The organism is uncultured Sutterella sp. (assembly GCF_937923675.1).
Lineage (GTDB): Bacteria > Pseudomonadota > Gammaproteobacteria > Burkholderiales > Burkholderiaceae_F > Sutterella.
Genome location: NZ_CALDXB010000036.1, coordinates 13464 through 30141 on the forward strand (window position 1 = coordinate 13464; position 16678 = coordinate 30141).

The 16678-nt window shown below is 60.4% G+C and carries 14 protein-coding genes; 9 read left to right on the plus strand and 5 right to left on the minus strand.

Annotated features, from left to right (window positions below; genetic code table 11):
• Position 1: 1 nt before the first annotated feature.
• From hypF to hybE, 5 genes are all read right to left on the minus strand, one after another.
• Positions 2–2407, minus strand: coding sequence for a carbamoyltransferase HypF (gene hypF, locus Q0106_RS04820; RefSeq protein WP_297609615.1), 2406 nt, complete (start codon positions 2405–2407; stop codon positions 2–4).
• 33 nt (positions 2408–2440) lie between these two features.
• Positions 2441–3307, minus strand: a complete 867-nt coding sequence (gene hypB / locus Q0106_RS04825; protein ID WP_297609618.1) for a hydrogenase nickel incorporation protein HypB — start codon at positions 3305–3307, stop codon at positions 2441–2443.
• 95 nt (positions 3308–3402) lie between these two features.
• Positions 3403–3753: a hydrogenase maturation nickel metallochaperone HypA gene (locus Q0106_RS04830; protein ID WP_297609621.1), complete on the minus strand. Its 351-nt coding sequence runs from the start codon at positions 3751–3753 to the stop codon at positions 3403–3405.
• Positions 3684–5171, minus strand: a complete 1488-nt coding sequence (locus Q0106_RS04835; RefSeq protein ID WP_297609624.1) for a hypothetical protein — start codon at positions 5169–5171, stop codon at positions 3684–3686. The genes Q0106_RS04830 and Q0106_RS04835 overlap by 70 nt, the downstream gene beginning before the upstream one ends.
• Complete coding sequence (gene hybE, locus Q0106_RS04840; protein WP_297609627.1) at positions 5168–5944, minus strand: [NiFe]-hydrogenase assembly chaperone HybE; 777 nt, start codon at positions 5942–5944, stop codon at positions 5168–5170. The genes Q0106_RS04835 and hybE overlap by 4 nt, the downstream gene beginning before the upstream one ends.
• Positions 5945–6404: 460 nt before the next feature.
• On the opposite strand from hybE, the gene Q0106_RS04845 reads away from it, so the two are divergent.
• From Q0106_RS04845 to Q0106_RS04885, 9 genes are all read left to right on the plus strand, one after another.
• A complete protein-coding gene (locus tag Q0106_RS04845; RefSeq protein ID WP_297609630.1) occupies positions 6405–7499 on the plus strand; it encodes a hydrogenase small subunit in 1095 nt (364 codons plus the stop codon).
• Positions 7499–9262 (plus strand): nickel-dependent hydrogenase large subunit, encoded by a 1764-nt coding sequence (locus tag Q0106_RS04850; RefSeq protein ID WP_297609633.1) that lies wholly within the window; start codon positions 7499–7501, stop codon positions 9260–9262. Before Q0106_RS04845 ends, Q0106_RS04850 begins: the two co-directional genes overlap by 1 nt.
• 24 nt (positions 9263–9286) lie before the next feature.
• On the plus strand, positions 9287–10006 hold the full coding sequence (cybH, locus tag Q0106_RS04855) for a Ni/Fe-hydrogenase, b-type cytochrome subunit (RefSeq protein WP_297609636.1): 720 nt from the start codon (positions 9287–9289) through the stop codon (positions 10004–10006).
• A 286-nt stretch (positions 10007–10292) separates the two neighbouring features.
• Positions 10293–11381, plus strand: coding sequence for a Fic family protein (locus Q0106_RS04860; RefSeq protein WP_297609639.1), 1089 nt, complete (start codon positions 10293–10295; stop codon positions 11379–11381).
• A 228-nt stretch (positions 11382–11609) separates the two neighbouring features.
• Complete coding sequence (locus tag Q0106_RS04865; protein WP_297609642.1) at positions 11610–12407, plus strand: MetQ/NlpA family ABC transporter substrate-binding protein; 798 nt, start codon at positions 11610–11612, stop codon at positions 12405–12407.
• 42 nt (positions 12408–12449) lie between these two features.
• The gene (locus Q0106_RS04870; protein WP_297609644.1) at positions 12450–13178 is read left to right on the plus strand and encodes a 4Fe-4S binding protein; all 729 of its coding nucleotides are present in this window, start codon (positions 12450–12452) and stop codon (positions 13176–13178) included.
• Positions 13175–13810: a hypothetical protein gene (locus Q0106_RS04875; protein ID WP_297609647.1), complete on the plus strand. Its 636-nt coding sequence runs from the start codon at positions 13175–13177 to the stop codon at positions 13808–13810. The genes Q0106_RS04870 and Q0106_RS04875 overlap by 4 nt, the downstream gene beginning before the upstream one ends.
• Complete coding sequence (locus Q0106_RS04880) at positions 13807–14703, plus strand: isocitrate lyase/PEP mutase family protein (RefSeq protein ID WP_297609650.1); 897 nt, start codon at positions 13807–13809, stop codon at positions 14701–14703. Before Q0106_RS04875 ends, Q0106_RS04880 begins: the two co-directional genes overlap by 4 nt.
• 192 nt (positions 14704–14895) lie before the next feature.
• Positions 14896–16299: a flavocytochrome c gene (locus tag Q0106_RS04885; RefSeq protein ID WP_297609653.1), complete on the plus strand. Its 1404-nt coding sequence runs from the start codon at positions 14896–14898 to the stop codon at positions 16297–16299.
• The last annotated feature ends 379 nt before the right edge of the window (positions 16300–16678 follow it).

Below are 16678 nucleotides of genomic sequence, written 5' to 3' on the forward strand. Positions count from 1 at the left end.
ATCAGACTCCAGCGTGATCCCGGATAAAGGGATAGCTTGACATGCCGCGGGCGAGGGCAAGGCGCGCAAGATGCGCCTGACCGAGGGCAAGCCCTCCGTCGCCCGGAGGCACGATATGGGGAATTCGGGGTTCGATGCCGGCATCCAGAAGCATCTTCGGGATGCGCGACGAGAGGACGCGGTTAAGCATGCAGCCGCCCGTCAGCATGACGGGGCCGTCGAGCCCCGAGCGCTCCCGTCCGTTGATGATCCAGCGGGCGATGCCATCGGCCGCGGTGACCTCAAAGAGAGCGGCGAGCTTCGCGGCGGTCTCTTTCGACGGGTCGGCAAGCCGGACTTCAGCGATATGCCGCATGAGCGGGAGGAACGACAGCACGCCTTTCCCAATTGAAAAGCCTCCTTCCAGAGGAGCGGCTTCATCGATGTGAGGCGCCGCGATGCTCTCGAGCCGCATGGCGGCAGTCGCCTCGTCCTGCATCGTGAAGACGAGTCCGAGAATGGCGGCCGCGCCGTCGAACCACCGTCCGAGCGCGCTCGTGCGGGCGGTTCTCGGCGAATGAATGAGCTTTGGAATTTCGCGAAGCATCATTTCCGGAATGGCCGGAAGATCCCCGCGAAGGGCGTGAAGGAGCTCGAACCTCGCGTCTTCGAGTCCCGCTTCAGCGAGGATGGCGGCCCCCATGCGCCAGGGTTCCCGGGCTGCGCGGTCGCCGCCGGGGAGCGCGAGCGGATGGAGGCTTCCGAAGCGCTCGAACCCGTCGGGGCCGACCGCAAGGAGCTCTCCGCCCCAGACCCTGCCGTCGCTTCCGAGTCCCACGCCGTCGAGCGCGGCGCCGAGCGTCCGTTCGTTTCTTCCTGCTTCAGCCATGGCGGCGCCCACGTGGGCGGCATGGTGCTGAATGCGGATCAGGGGCTTCTGCTTCTCCTCGGCGAGCTTTTGGGCGAGTTCGCCCGAGAAGAAGTCGGGATGGAGGTCGGAGGCGAAGGCGCCGGGCTCGACATCAAGGAGCGAGCGGATGTGTTCGAGCGCCGCCTCGAGCGCGAGGCAGTTCGAGATCCGGTCGAGGTCGCCGATATGCTGCGTGAGAAAGAGTTCGCGCCCGCGCGTCATGGCGGCCGTGTTCTTGAGGTAGGACCCCGTCGCCGCCACGTCGGGCGCGCCCTTTACCTCCGGGATGCGGATTGCTTCGGGCGTCACGCCCCTTGCGCGGCGCACCCAGACGGGGCCGGATTCGGTCGAGCGCACGACCGAATCGTCGCAGCGGATGAGGATTTCGCGGTTGTGAAGAAGGAGCACGTCGGCGATGGAGGAGAGCCTCTTCCTAGCCTCGTCGTTTCCGATCACAAGCGGCTCACCGCCAGGATTGGCGCTCGTCATGACGAGATAAAGGTCGTGAGGTTCTTCCATCCAGGCCGTTCCTTCGGGTTCTCCGAGGAGAGCGTGGAAGATGAGCGCATGGAGCGGCGTGTAGGGAAGCATTACGCCGATTTCAGAGAGCCCGTCCGCAATGCCGGGGAAGGCTTCCGATTCGACGATTTCGGGCTTCTTCCGGAGAAGTACGATCGGGTGAGCCGTGCCCGTGAGGAGCTTCTCCTCGGCGGCATCGACCCAGGCAATGCGCTTCGCGGACGCAACCCCTGCGCACATGACGGCGAGCGGCTTCTCGTTTCTGCCCTTACGCTCGCGCAGGCGCTTCACGGCCTTCGCGTTCGAGGCGTCGCAGACGAGATGAAAGCCTCCGATTCCCTTGACCGCAGCGATGCCGCCCTCGCGGATGACGCGCGCCGTTTCCCGGATCGGGTCGCCGGGGACCGGAGCGCCGTCCGCGCGAATGAGCTCGAGCTTCGGTCCGCAGACGGGGCAGGCATTGGGCTGCGCATGAAAGCGCCGGTCGCCCGGGTCCTCGTATTCCGCAAGGCACGCCGGGCACATCGGAAAGACCGACATCGAGGTCTGCGGGCGGTCGTAGGGGAGCCTGCGGGTGATCGTGAAGCGCGGCCCGCAGTGCGTGCAGTTCGTGAAGGCGTAGCGATAGCGCCGGTTCCGGGGATCGAAGATGTCCGCAAGGCACTCGGGGCAGGTCGCCGCATCGGGCGTGATCATCGTGGTGACGGCCCCTTCGGCGCGCGACGGCGTGATCACAAACAGGTCGACCCCGCGAACGGGAGCGGGCTTCACGTCGATCGAGTCGATGCGGGCGAGCGGGGGCTTCCCGCGGCGGAGTTCGTCAGGGAAGGCGTCGAGCGCCTTCGGGTCGCCCTCCAAAAAAATCCCGACGCCCTCGGGGTCGTTGAAGACCTCGCCGGCAAGGTTGAGCGCCGCGGCGATGCGCCAGACGGTGGGGCGAAAGCCCACGCCCTGGACGAGCCCTTCGACGCGCACAAGACGCGCTTCTCTTGCCATCATCCGCTCTCCCTTAATGAACTTGTCGGAAGCCCCTTAAAGGCTCGCGAGGACGAGCTGGGCTTTAAGCCACGCGCACCACTTGTCGATTCCTTCGCCCGTGGTCGCAGACACCCGGAGCACCTTCGCCTTCGGGTTGACGCGGAGAACGTTCGCTTCGGCCTTGTCGGCATCGAAGGGGACGTAGGGGAGAAGATCGATCTTGTTCATGAGGACGAGCGACGACGCGCGGAACATGTCCGGGTACTTGAGGGGTTTGTCCTCGCCTTCCGTCACGGAAAGCACCGCGACCTTGTGCGCTTCGCCCAAATCAAACTCCGCCGGGCAGACGAGGTTTCCGACATTCTCAATAAAGAGAATGGAGTTTTCTTCGGGCTTGATCGCCTCGATCGCGCGCTTCACCATCTGAGCGTCGAGGTGGCAGCCTTTTCCGGTATTGATCTGGAGCGCCCGCACGCCCGTCGCGCGGATTCTTGCGGCGTCGTTCGTCGTTTCCTGGTCGCCTTCAATGACGGCCGAGGGAATGTCCGTGAGCGTTCTCAGGGTCTTGGTCAGGAGTTCAGTCTTTCCCGACCCGGGGCTCGAAACAAGGTTGAGGGCGAGAACGTGGCTGGCGGCAAGACGCGCGCGGTTTTCGGCCGCAATGGCGTCGTTTCTCGCGAGGATGTCTTCTTCCACGGCGATCGCGCGGCCCTCGGGCATGTCGTGGTCGTGCGAGTGCGCGGGATGCGCATGGTCGTGGGAATGTCCGTGCTCATGACCGTGATCATGATCATGATCGCGGGCATGTTCATGTTCATGCTCGTGGTCGTGATCGTGGACCGTCAGGGTGATGTTCCCGTCGGCGTCCCGGACTTCATGCATATGGGGACCCGAATGGCCGCAGCCGCAGGTAGTGCACATTTCTTTATTCCCTCCTCCGCTTTAGGGAGCGAAAACGTTTTTTCAATGGGGTTCTGGTGGTTCTTCTGTCGCTTGCGGGAGGCCTCCGGGGACGTTCAGCCGTCCGCGGCCTCGAGGATGTCGACCACCTTCATTTCCGTGCCGCCGGTGGCGGCGAGCCGGTAGCCGCCGCACTCGGGGCAGGGGTCGCCGTAGCGCTTCAAAGGCACTGTTTTCTCGCAGGCGAGGCACCAGGCCTCGCCCCGGGGGCGCTCGATCTCAAGCGCCGCGTTTTCCGCGGGGCCGCCTTTTCTTACCGAGGTCCAGGCAAATTCGAGGCTCGGGATGTCGACGCCGGCGAGCTCTCCGATTGAGACCCGCACGGCCTTCACGCGCTTTACATCATTTGCCCGAGCGGTGCGTTCGACGATTTCGAGAATTCCTTCGGCGATGGAGAGTTCATGCATGGCTTCGATTCAGATTTGCTTCGTCTGGAGCCGTTCCATGCAAAGACGGTGGGCACGCAGGCGTCAAGTCCGAAGAGCGCCCGTTCGACTGCGTTTTCAAGCTTCGCGCGGTCGTCCATGTCGTCCTTCGGGTAGAGGAAGGATTTCGCAGCAAGCGATGCCATGCGCTGGCCGGCACCGTTGGGCGAAAACTGCCACTCGGTGGGCGAGGTGATTCTGAGGGTCTGAAGTTCGCCCGAGGGGGTGAGCTTCACGGCATGCATCAGAAGGCCCCGCGCCGTTTCAACGAAGCTTATCCCGATGCCCGCTTCAGGGCCATAGGTCCAGAGAACGTTTCTGCCGTCCTCTTCGGAGGTGGAAAGGGGCGAGGATTCTCCTTCTTTCGGCATAGCCCGGTCGATGAGCCCCGATGACAGGTCGAGGAGCGCCTTAGCGCGCGCGAAGAAGCACGCGGTTTCAACAATCCTTGCGCCCGTGAGCGCCGCAGGGGAAATGCCTTCCGAAATCAGAAGATCCCGCACGGCAGGGTTGTTACGCATGCGCGACAACGCGCCGGTGAGTCTCGGCGCACCCTGCCAGAAGGGCGCCATGTCGAAGCCCGAGTCGTTAAGAAGCCGGTAGGCAATCTCTTCGGCAAAGTCGGGCGTCATGATTTCGCTTCTTTCGGGCAGAAACTGAACGTCGGCTTCCGGAGGACGAGGCTCGGCAAGAAGAGAGAGGAGCAGGTGCGCGGCAGGAATCGTTCCGGCATGGCTTTCGGCCCAGCGGCGAAGGTCGAACCGGCCTTCCTTCAGATTCTTCAGAAACGCTTCCGGCTCCATGCCGAAGAGAAGCCGCGAGGCGGCCGTCCGGGCTTCCGCGAGGAGTGCCGAGAGCGCATCAAGGAGCCTTTGAAAAAGCGCCGGATCAGGCCCTTTTTCAGAATGGGGGTCGAGCTTCACGAGAAGCTGCGCGATGAGCGCAAGCCTCGCGCGGAGCGCTCCGATCTGACGGTGCTCCTCCTGCCCGAGAATCGGCGTGAGGGGCAGGGGCGGCTTTCCTTCCTGAGGGGCGGCAAAGCCCCCGAGGAGCGCGGTCCTCGCTTCGAGCTTTTCGCTCTCGCAGACGAGAACGCGCAGATTTTCGACAATGGCTTCCGTCGTGACGGCAGCCTCGGGGAGGCGGGCGAAGGCGCTCCCGCGCTTTTCGCTCGGCCGCCCGCGGGCGGCAAGAAGCGCGCTGTCGAAGGCCGTCAGATGCGCGATCGGGCAGAGGCCGTAGAGGAGCGTAATGAGGCGTCTCGCGTTTGCACGGTGTTCGTTTGCGGCCAGCATCCGGGCGATGCCGTTCGTGCGCGTTGAGGACACGCAGACGGAGGCTTTTCCGCAGGGCTTCGGGAGCACGTGGATGTGGATGGCGGCTTCATCAGGAGCGGTCATGGCTTCGTCCTCCCTTCTGCGGGTTCTGCCGCATGGGCCTGGGGCTGAGCGGCGGGCGCGGCCTCAGCCGGCGCCTTCTCTTCAGCCGGGAGTTCCCCGGGGCGCGCGGCTTCGAGGTGATGCTTTTGAGGCGCCTCCGCTTTCTTTTCAACCCAGCGGCGGCCGCGGCCGAAGAAGTCGCGGCGGGAGAACTTCTCGTTTTCGTCGCGCTTCTTTGGTTCGGGCTTCGGCGTGAGCGCCGGGGTCTCAAGATAATTCTTCGGGGGCTCGACCTTGATCGGAATCACGCGCCTCAGCGCCCCGTCCGCAGCGGGCGGCGCCCAGGCGGTCGCATCCTCGTCGTCCTCCGGAATGGAGGATGTCGTGAGCATGGTTTTGAGCGCCACGCGGGCGAATTCGTCCGCAGTTTCCTGGTCGGCCATATCGAGGACTGGGCTCTTGAGCGGGAGCGAGAGGAAGCGCCCGAGGATCGGGTCCTCGACCGAAATGAAGGGAAAATCCCCCGCGGGGAGTTCGATGAGACGCACCTTGCCGACGGGCACCTCGACCCACGACTCGGCGACGCCGCAGACATAAACCGCGGCGATCGACCACGGCGTCACCATGACGCCGATCCAGTCGTTGCCCCAGCGGCGGAAGTCGACCGCACGGACGTCAATCTTCGGATTGACGATGGGCAGACCCGCCATGCGCTCGCGCGCAATGCGGCGCATGCCTTCCTCAAAAAAGCCTGCCGGCGACTCAGCAAAAGAAGCCCGGGGTTTGGGATCCATGAATGCTCCTGAAACGGAAAGACGCGGGCTCTCTAGGAGACTGGATGAGGTGCGTGAAATTCTTCATATTAATGGAAAAATTTGCACCGAATCTTTGTTTACAATCGATGAGGACGCGCTTTTTCGAACGAGTATAGAAAGAGCATCCGGGAAGCGGTATCCGTCAAAGGAAGAGGGGCCTCTAGTGCTTTCGGGCGAGAGATCCCGCACGCACTGTCCGCGGTTACTCATAGGTAGAACTTTATGGGTAGGCGCTCTGCGCTCATGGCCTATAGCCCGGAGATCGCGTCAAAAACTATTCTTTCGATGACGCTTTTCATTCCCTTTTCCCGGGAATCTGAAGATTTTGTCAGGGGCGCAAGGGGAACATTCGAAACGCGCGCTCCCGGCAGGCTTTCGGGAAGAACCCTCCGGCCCGGCCGCCTGCATATATGAAAAATGAACGAGGGGGAGACCCAACATGCTTGAAACCCAATATCAGGCACTTCGCCGTCAGGGCGTGAGCCGCCGCAGCTTCCTGCAGTTCTGCTCGCTTACCGCGGCGAGCCTCGGACTCGGCAATGCGGGCGCGCAGGAAATCGCGCATGCGATGGAAACGAAGCCCCGTACGCCGGTCATCTGGCTCCACGGCCTTGAGTGCACCTGCTGCTCAGAATCTTTCATCCGCTCCTATTCGCCGGTGGTTCAGGACGTCGTCCTCTCCATGGTGTCGCTCGACTACGACGACACGATCATGGCCGCTGCGGGCGAACAGGCCGAGGAGTCGCTCCACGAGACGATGGAAAAGTACAAGGGGAACTACATCCTTGCCGTCGAAGGCAACGTTCCTCTCAATGAAGGCGGCATCAACTGCATCCCGAACGGCGAAATCTTCCTCAACAAGATCAAGAAGGTTGCCGAAGGCGCCAAGGCCGTGATCGGCTGGGGCTCCTGTGCCGCCTGGGGGTGCGTACAGGCCGCGAAGCCCAATCCCACGAAGTCCGTTCCGATTACGGAAATCATCACCGACAAGCCCATCGTGCTCGTCCCGGGCTGCCCGCCGATTCCGGAAGTGATGACGTCGGTGATCACCTACATCCTCACTTACGATCGTCTGCCGCCGCTCGACCGTCTCGGCCGTCCGAAGATGTTCTACGGCCAGCGCATTCACGACAAGTGCTACCGCAGAGGCCATTTCGACGCGGGCCAGTTCGCCGAGAAGTTCGACGACGCCGGCGCGAAGCTCGGCTACTGCCTCTACAAGGTCGGCTGCAAGGGGCCGACGACCTATGCGCCCTGCTCGACCGTGCAGTGGAACGAAGGCCTTTCGTGGCCGGTCAAGTCGGGTCACGGCTGCATCGGCTGCGCCGAACCCAACTTCTTCGACAAGGGGTCCTTCTACAAGCACGAAACGACCGTTCTGCCGCCCATCTTCGGCGGCGTCGAGGCAACGGTCGACAAAGTGGGGCTTGCAACCGTCGCCGTCGTCGGCGCGGCTGCCGCCGCACACGCAGCGCTCTCAGCCGTGGCTCAGGCGCGCGCCAAAACGAATAAGGAAATCGGAGGGAAGGAATAATGAGCGAACGCAGAATTGTTGTTGACCCGGTCACCCGCATTGAGGGTCATCTGCGCGTGCAGGCCGTGCTCGGCGACGACGGAAAGATCGTCGACTCGATGAGCACGGGCACGATGTGGCGCGGCCTTGAAGTGATTCTGAAGGGCCGCGACCCGCGCGACGCCTGGGCGTTCGTTGAGCGCATCTGCGGCGTCTGCACGGGCATTCATGCCCTTGCCGCCGTCCGCGCGGTCGAGGACGCGATCGGAATCAAGATTCCGAAGAATGCGAACATTATCCGCAACCTTCTGAACGCCACCCTTTATGTTCAGGACCACATCGTTCACTTCTATCAGTTGTCGGCCCTCGACTGGGTCGACGTGGTGAGCGCGCTTCAGGCTGATCCCCGCGAAACCGCCGACATTCAGCAGAAGATTTCGCCCCGTCATCCGCTCGCGGCCGTGGGCTACTTCCGCGACATTCAGAACCGCGTGAAGAAGCTCGTCGAATCCGGTCAGCTCTCGATCTTCAACAAGGGCTACTGGGGACACCCCGCGATGAAGCTCCCGCCTGCGGTGAACCTTCTCGCCGTCGCCCACTACCTCGAGGTCCTCGACTTCCAGCGCGAGGTCGTGCGCATCCACACGATTCTGGGCGGCAAGAACCCGCACCCGAACTATCTCGTGGGCGGCGTCGCTTGCCCGATCAACATGCACGACACGGGCGGCCAGGGCACGATGGTGAACGAGGTGACGCTCAACTACATGCGCGCGGTTGCGCGCCATGCGGTCGACATCGTCGAAAACGTCTACCTCCCCGACATCAAGGCGATCGCCTCCTTCTATCCGGACTGGTTCAAGTACGGCAAGGGGCTCGCCGGCGTCAACTGCCTCGCCTACGGCGACTTCCCCGAAATCGCGAACGACTCTTCCGAGAAGTCCCTCCAGCTCCCCTCGGGCGCCATTCTGAACGGCAACCTCAACGAGGTCTTTGAGGTCGATGCGCGCGATCCCGAGCAGATTCAGGAATTCGTCGACCACTCCTGGTACCAGTACCCGGATCAGACGAAGGGCCTCCACCCCTGGGACGGCATTACCGAGCAGAAGTACGAGTTCGCAAAGGGCTCCGAAGGCTCCCCCACGAAGTTCCAGTGGCTCACGCCTGACGGCAAGTACTCCTGGATCAAGAGCCCGCGCTGGCGCGGCCACATGATGGAAGTGGGCCCGCTCGCCCGCCTTGCGATCGGCATCGCGAAGAACGTGCCGCACATCAAGGAGCCGGCGCTCGACCTTCTGAAGGAACTCAACCTCCCGCTCGAGGCTGCGTTCTCGACCCTGGGCCGCCATGCCGCCCGCGCGCTTGAATGCCATTGGGCTGCTCAGAAGCTCGTCCAGTACGTCGACGACCTCACCGCCAACATCAAGGCGGGCGACGAGGCCGCGGCCAACATGGAGTTCTGGGAACCCTCCACGTGGCCCAAGGAATGCAAGGGCGTGGGCCTTTGCGAAGCCCCCCGCGGCGCGCTCGCCCACTACTGCGTCATCAAGGACGGCAAGCTCGAAAACTGGCAGGCCGTGGTGCCCACCACCTGGAACGCCTCGCCGCGCTCCAACGAAGGGCAGAAGAGCACCTATGAGCTTTCGCTCATCGGCACTCCGGTGGCTGATCCCCAGCGTCCGCTCGAGATCATCCGCACGATCCACAGCTTCGACCCGTGCCTTGCCTGCGCCACGCACCTTCTCAACCCCGAGGGCGAGGAGCTCTGCTCGGTGCAGGTCCGCTGACGCGGTCTCCTTCAGGAGGATCCTATGAAAATCGATCCAGTCACCTACGAAGTCGACATGAAGGCGGGCACGCACCCGCTCTATGTCTGGGAGGCGCCTGTTCGAGTCTGGCACTGGGCCATGATGGTCTGCATGTTCGTGATGATCGCCACGGGCTTTCTGATCGGCGCGCCGCTCGTCTCAAACCTGGGCGACACGTGGGCGACCTACGACTTTGCCTACATCCGCTTCGCGCACTTTGCCGCGGGCATCATCTATACGGTGCTCTTCATTTACCGCCTCTACTGGGCGGTGGTCGGCAACAAGTACTCGCGGCAGATCTTCATTCCGCCCCTCTGGTCCTGGAAGTGGTGGAAGGGCGTCTTCGCTCAGGTTGCCTACTACCTCTTCATGAAGAAGACGTCGCCTGAGTATGCGGGCCACAATCCGCTCGCTCAGCTCGCGATGTTCGGGTTCTACGTGCTCGGCTCCATCGGCATCATCATCACCGGTCTCGCGCTCTACGCCCAGGCCTGGGGATGGGGCGAGTCCTGGATGGCCTGGTTCGGCTGGGTGTTCCCGCTCTTCGGGGACGTTCAGTCGGTGCGCACCATCCACCATGCGCTCATGTACGTGCTCATCATCTTCACGATCGCTCACATGTACATGTCCTTCCGCGAGGACATCATGGGCGGCGCCACGACCCTCTCGTCCATGACGACGGGCCTGAGGATGTTCAAGCACCAGGGCGGAGAGAATCACTGATTCTCTGATGCCGGCTGAAAGCGTTTGACTCTGAACGCATTGAAGCCCTTCGGTTCCTTTGACGGGAATCGGAGGGCTTCTTTTATTTCAGAAGGTATTTTTCTGGACATTGGCTTAGTAGGAACGAGTACGGGTCTGTCCAGAGTCGTTCATTGGGGGAGAGTAAGAATGCTATGGATCTTACTGTTAATCTAATAAGATCTAATAAAAATCTAATATGAACTAACAAATATCTGATAAGATCTGATCTTAATTTAATAAGATCTAATCAATAATTGATTTTTTGATGAAGCTCGTTCTAAATTCTTATTCCTTTGTTTTTGATAGAGAAATTGTTTCGCTGCTCCTTGAAATCGAAGAGTTTAAGGGAAGCTGGAAAGCTTACGGCAACCTTGCTCCCGAGCGGCTGATAGAGCTAAAGCGAATAGCCACCATCGAAAGTATCGGCTCATCTACCCGAATAGAAGGCTCCAAACTTTCAGACGCAGAAGTTGAGCGAATCATGGCGGGTTTGTCCAAGCAGTCATTTCGAACGCGGGATGAGCAGGAAGTCGCCGGCTATGCGTTCCTTATGAACGAAATATATGACTCATGGGAGGAGATGCCCCTTACCGAAAACATCATCCGTCAGATGCATAGTCTCCTCATGCGTACAAGCGATAAGGATGAACGCCATCGCGGCGAGTATAAGCACGGGGAGAATAGTGTCGCGGCATTCGACAGCAGCGGACAGCAGGTTGGCATTATTTTTGAGACGGCGACTGCTTTTGAAACGCCTCGCCTCATGGGTGAGCTTCTGGAGTGGACGAACATCGAGTTGACTAAGCGCAGTCTTCCTGCGCTGATCGTAATCGGCATGTTTGTCGTTGCCTTCCTTGCCATTCATCCCTTCGAAGACGGCAACGGGCGCCTCTCAAGAGCGCTCACGCAGCTTCTTCTTTTACGACATGGATATGTATACGCACCATACAGTTCTCTAGAAAGCGTAATTGAAGCTACGAAAGATAGTTATTACGTTTCCTTAAGAGCTACCCAGAAAACGCTTGGGGAGCCCGAGCCCGATTGGAGTGTTTGGCTGCACTATTTCCTCAAGGCGCTCGTGAAGCAAGTGCGAAACCTTAAGCGGAAAGTAGAGGCAGAGAATCTGCTTAAAACCATGCCTGAGATTTCTCTGCGAATCATTGAGCTTCTCAAAGCGCACGGAAAGCTCAGCATCTCTGAAGCCGAAAAACTCATTTCTATCAATAAATTCACGTTGAGAGCCCACTTCAAAAACCTTGTTGCAGAAGGGCACATCATCAGGTCCGGCAAGGGCCCTGCCACCAGATATTCACTGCCGCAGAGTGAAGTAAGCAAGCGTGAGCTCGGTAAGTGAGGCGGAATCTATTGGCGCCAAGCTTGTTTGGGGACGCGTCCTTCGCTGTGACTGCCTATCCCGCAAGGTAATACGACAGGCTTCGAACAAGAATAGAGATACGGCATCGTAATACCGCAAATCCCGGGCAGCGGTAAGAGCCGCCCGCAGCATCTCCCCGGTAAGGTGTTCCTCAGGTCAAGCGCTTCAGGCGCTTGGTAAACATTGAAAAAAGAGGAGACATCTGGAATGAAGCGCCGTATTGTGATTGCCGGAATTGCGTCCGTCCTGACGCTTGCGCTTGCCGGCTGCGGAGATAAGGCTGGAAATAAGGAAATCAAGCTTGGGACCCTTTCCGGGCCTCATGCCGAGGTGGCCGAAGTCGCGGCCAAAGTTGCGAAGGAGAAGGGCCTCAACGTCCGGATCGTTGAATTTTCGGACTACGGCCACGTGAACGAAGCGCTTGCCGTCAAGGACATCGACGTCAACGCCTTCCAGCATGTGCCGTTCCTGGAGAAGGCCATCTCGCAGCGCGGCTACGAGTTCACGCCGCTCGGGAAAACCGTGGTGTTCCCGCTTGGCGTCTATTCGCTCAAGATTAAGGATAAGTCTCAGATCACGGACGGGATGCTCGTTTCCGTGCCCGCCGACCCCGCCAATCTCGGCCGGGCGCTTCAGCTTCTTGAACGGAACGGCATCATCGGTCTTCGGCCCGGCGCAGGCGTGCATGCGACGACGCACGACATCGTGAAGAACCCGAAGAATCTCCAGTTCCTTGAGACAGACAGCGCCTTTCTCGGGCGGTCGCTCCCCGACGTGGGCTTTTCCGTCATCAACGGCTCCTGGGCGGTGAAGTCGGGGCTTTCGCCTGCGAAGGATGCGTTCCTCCTCGAGGGCGGCGATTCCGACTTTGCGAACGTCCTCGTTGTGCGCACCGAGGATAAGGATCGTCCGGAATTCAAGGTGCTCCAGAGCGCCTTCCAGAGCCCGGAGGTAAAGGCCTTCGTGCTCGATAAGTACAAGGGCTCCGTGGTGCCGGCTTTCTGACGGCTGAAGAAGGTCAATACCCAAAAAATCAAGGACCCCAGAATGATCATCACTGAAAAATGCGTCGGCTGCCGTCAGTGCCGGCCGTACTGCCCGGTGAACGCGATCGGCGCAGCTTCCGACGGCTGGCGCTCCGTCATCAACGAGGAGAAGTGCGTCGAATGCGGCACGTGCCTCCGTTCGAACGTCTGTCCCGTCAATGCGATTGAAGCTCAGGATCTCGTCTATCCGAGGAGCCTTCGTTCCCAGTTTTCCGATGTGACGAGCCCGCACAAGTCGACGGGCGTTCTCGGGCGCGGCACGGAAGAGATGAAGACCAACGACGTGACGGGACGACTCAGGCTCGGCCGCGTGAATGTATCGGTCGAGCTCGGCCGCCCGGGCGTGAGCGCGTCGCTCCGGGATGTTGAAGTAATCGCCCAAGCGCTCGCCGCCTTCGGCGTGCGGTTCCAGAAGGAGAATCCCGTGACGTCCCTCATGACCGATGAGTCGCAGGGAACCCTGAGGCCAGAGGTTCTCGGCGAACGCGTGCTTTCCGCCCTGATTGAGTTTGACATTGAGGAGAGCCGCGTCCCCGCGCTCGCGGCGGTGCTCAAAGCCGCCGCCGGGGAAGTGGATACGGTGTTCTCGGTGGGGCTCGCCGCACCCCTTCGACCCGATGAATCAGAGGCGCGGCTCTTTCAGATTCTTCGCGACAACGAGGTCCGGCATCGACCCAACGGCAAAACCAATGTCGGTCTCGGACGACCCTTCCAGGAGGCTCTCGAATGACGCATACGCTGCATCGCCGGGGTTCACTCGATGAACTCAAAAAAGACTACGTGATTCTCGCCATGGCCGCCCGGGGCGTGAACAGGGAGGGCGCAGCCCCCGCACTCGCGCGGGCGCTCGAAATCTTCGCTTCGCACAACCCGGTGAATTACGGGAACGTTGCGGGGAATGCCTTTACGGGCGAGCTCGCTCAAATCGCCGCGAAGACAAAGGACAACACCGTCTCGCATGCGGTCTTCCGCTCGATCGACGACGTGACGGAGGTTCTCTCGGATCTGAAGCGCGAGGATCTCGGGCTTTCCATCGTGGTGTCGGGGCTTTTCGATCAGGTTTCGAAGGCCTGCTGCAATACAGGATTGAAGCCCCACACCGTCAACATTTCGCTCGGCCTCTTCGGGAAAACCGAACGGTTGCCTGAGGAGCCCGTGCTCGAAATCGCCTCCGTGTGCGGGTACAACATGATTTCGTTCGCGCTGATTCAGAAGCTCGTGCGCGATATCGAGTGCGGAAATCTGGATCCGGAGAGCGCCGCGAGAAAGGTGGCGGCAAGCTGCCGCTGCGGCGTCTTCAACTGGGAGCGCGCGTCGCGCGTCTTTGCCCGTCTCGCTGCCGAAAAGGAGGAAGCAGCATGAAAACAGCCAATGAGAAGCGGAAGGCTTTCCGCGAGAATCTGCGCACCGGGCGCTTCATGATCGCGCCCGGCATCTACGATGCGCTTTCGGCTAAGGTGGCTCAGGCCGCAGGACTTCCCTGTCTCGCGATGGGCGGCTACGCGATTTCCGCCTCGCGCCTCGGCGAACCCGATGTCGGGCTTCTCTCGCTTTCTGAAATGACGGAAGCCCTGAAGCAGATCTGCGATGCGACGGACATCCCTGTAATCGGCGACGGCGACACCGGCTACGGGAACGCCCTCAACGTCATCCGGACCGAACAGGAATACGAGAAGGCCGGAGCCGCCTGCATCTTCTTTGAGGACCAGGTCTGGCCCAAGCGCTGCGGGCACATGGAAGGAAAGGCCGTGATTCCTGCAGAGGAACATGCCGAAAAGATCCGCGCCGCCTGCGACGCGAGGATCGATAGCGACACGCTCATCATGGCGAGAACGGACGCGAGAGCCGTGAACGGCCTCGAGGACGCCGTCCGGCGCGGGCATCTCTATGCCGAGGCCGGAGCGGAGGCGCTCTTCATCGAGGCGCTGAGGGACCGCGGCGAGGTCGAGCGCATTGCCCGGGAGTTTGAAGGAACGGGCGTCCATCTATTCGCCAACATGATCGAAGGCGGAAAGACTCCGATCATCCCAGCGCACGAGCTTCAGGCGATGGGCTACGCCGGGGTTTTCTGGTCCTGCGCGTCGCTCTACATGGTGACGAAGACGCTCTTCGACAATTTCTCGACGCTTGCGAGGGAAGGCACGAGCGATAGCTTCCTCGGCGACCTCATGCCCTTCAATGAATTCAACCGCTTCATCGGGCTCGATAAGTACCGGGAGCTCGAGAAGAAGTACGGCGTTGAGCGTCAGGGATGAATTTCCTCGTTGCCGCATCTTCGCGCATTCGTTCTGTTGTGAACCGATGAAGGGAGCTGTGGGACGGCGTTCGTCATTGAGGTTGGACAGGCATCCTGAACATTTCCTAATGGACGAGGGAGCTTGATAGAGCCGAAAATCAGCAAAGGACTTCTTGTTGAAGAGGTTCTGAACTCAAAAAAGGGGAAATCAATGAAATTCAAACTGCTCACCGGCGCCGTCCTGATGGCGGCCGCCGCTGCGGTCATGGCCGAAGGCTTTGATGTCGTCGTTGTCGGTTCGGGCGGCGCGGGCCTTTCGTCCGCAATCCTCGCCAAGGAAAACGGCGCGAGCGTCGTCGTGCTCGAGAAAATGCCCTACCTCGGCGGCAACACCAACTTCGCTTCGGGCGGGATGAACGCTGCAGGCACCAAGCAGCAGCTTGCGGCAGGCGTTACGAACGACAGTCCGAAGATTTTCTACGACGACACGATGAAGGGCGGGCACAACCTCAACAATCCCGCTCTCCTTAAGACGCTCACCGAAAACGCCCGCTACTCCGAAGAATGGCTCGTGGACCTCGGCGCCAACTTCTGCTTCAGAAAGGGGCGCGGCGGCGGACAGTCCATCGCCCGCGGTCATGGTCCCTGCGACGGCTCCGCTGTCGGCCCTGAAGTTCTTCGCGTGCTCCTCAAGAAGGCCAATGCCGACAAGATTGACATCCGCAAGAACAACCAGGTCGTCGACATCGTCATGAAGGACGGCAAGGTTGCGGGCGTCAAGGTGAAGACGCCCAAGGGCGAGGAAACAATTGATGCGAAGGCCGTCATTCTCGCTACGGGCGGCTTCGGTGCCAACCTCGACCTCGTCGCGCACTATCGTCCTGAGCTCAAAGGCTTTTCAACCACGAATCAGCCGGGCGCTCAGGGCGAAGGCCTGAAGCTTGCGGAAAAGGCGGGCGCGGCCTTTACGGATATTGATCAGATTCAGATTCATCCGACCGTCATCAAGCGCGACGGCCATCTCATCTCCGAGTCGATGCGCGCCCGCGGGGCGATTCTCGTCAATCAGGAGGGCAAGCGCTTCACGAACGAGCTGCTGACGCGCGACGTCGTTTCTCAGAACGAATTGAAGCAGCCGGGTCAGCAGGTTTATCTGATCTACGATCAGTCCATCTTTGATTCGAACAAGCTTTCGCGCGGCTACTTCGAGCACGGCTATTCCGTGAAGGCTGATTCTGTTGCCGATCTTGCGAAAAAGATCAACGTCCCGGTCGCGAACCTTGAGGCGACCTTCAAGGACTACTGGAACGCATACAAGACGGGGAAGGACACGGCTTTCGGACGCCCCGAGATGGTGATCCCGCTCGACAAGGCGCCGTTCTATGCCGCGAAAGTGACGCCCGGCATCCACCACACGATGGGCGGCGTGACGATCAACCCGAAGACTGAAGTTCAGTCGAAGGACGGAAAGAGCATCCCTGGTCTCTTCGCTGCCGGCGAAGTGACGGGCGGCGTGCACGGCGGAAACCGCATCGGCGGGAACGCCGTTGCCGACATTGTGACTTTCGGCCGCATTGCCGGTCAAAATGCCGCCGCCTACGCTGAATCGCATTGATCTTTTCTGAAGCGAAACCAGGCTCAGCACACGGCCCGGGAGGATGTATCAATCTTCCCGGGCCGACGCTTGTGAGGCATGGCAATGGATGTCTGATCAGGGAAGCGCATTGACCATACATAAAGTCAATAAGTTCCGTACTTATCCATATTTTTCAGATGCGGCGCATCCTGTTGATGACTGCAAAATAGGGGATGCCGCAATAAGTCCGTATTTAAAGTCTGCATGTCATAACCGGACATATTGCTATTGCATTGATATTTATAGAAACAATCCTGAAGCATCGTCGGTTCCATCGTGAGATCCGTCAAAACAAAAGGCTCCTGATCGACGCGTTCGAATCGTTTCCCGAAAAATGGGTTCCAGGCAATCGGAGAGC

Coding starts and splice junctions, on each gene's coding strand:
- hypF (WP_297609615.1), bottom strand. CDS start 2,407: ATGATGGCAAGAGAAGCGCGTCTTGTGCGCGTCGAAGGGCTCGTCCAG.
- Q0106_RS04835 (WP_297609624.1), bottom strand. CDS start 5,171: ATGACCGCTCCTGATGAAGCCGCCATCCACATCCACGTGCTCCCGAAG.
- Q0106_RS04830 (WP_297609621.1), bottom strand. CDS start 3,753: ATGCATGAACTCTCCATCGCCGAAGGAATTCTCGAAATCGTCGAACGC.
- Q0106_RS04860 (WP_297609639.1), top strand. CDS start 10,293: ATGAAGCTCGTTCTAAATTCTTATTCCTTTGTTTTTGATAGAGAAATT.
- Q0106_RS04845 (WP_297609630.1), top strand. CDS start 6,405: ATGCTTGAAACCCAATATCAGGCACTTCGCCGTCAGGGCGTGAGCCGC.
- hypB (WP_297609618.1), bottom strand. CDS start 3,307: ATGTGCACTACCTGCGGCTGCGGCCATTCGGGTCCCCATATGCATGAA.
- Q0106_RS04885 (WP_297609653.1), top strand. CDS start 14,896: ATGAAATTCAAACTGCTCACCGGCGCCGTCCTGATGGCGGCCGCCGCT.
- Q0106_RS04850 (WP_297609633.1), top strand. CDS start 7,499: ATGAGCGAACGCAGAATTGTTGTTGACCCGGTCACCCGCATTGAGGGT.
- Q0106_RS04875 (WP_297609647.1), top strand. CDS start 13,175: ATGACGCATACGCTGCATCGCCGGGGTTCACTCGATGAACTCAAAAAA.
- Q0106_RS04870 (WP_297609644.1), top strand. CDS start 12,450: ATGATCATCACTGAAAAATGCGTCGGCTGCCGTCAGTGCCGGCCGTAC.
- Q0106_RS04880 (WP_297609650.1), top strand. CDS start 13,807: ATGAAAACAGCCAATGAGAAGCGGAAGGCTTTCCGCGAGAATCTGCGC.
- cybH (WP_297609636.1), top strand. CDS start 9,287: ATGAAAATCGATCCAGTCACCTACGAAGTCGACATGAAGGCGGGCACG.
- hybE (WP_297609627.1), bottom strand. CDS start 5,944: ATGGATCCCAAACCCCGGGCTTCTTTTGCTGAGTCGCCGGCAGGCTTT.
- Q0106_RS04865 (WP_297609642.1), top strand. CDS start 11,610: ATGAAGCGCCGTATTGTGATTGCCGGAATTGCGTCCGTCCTGACGCTT.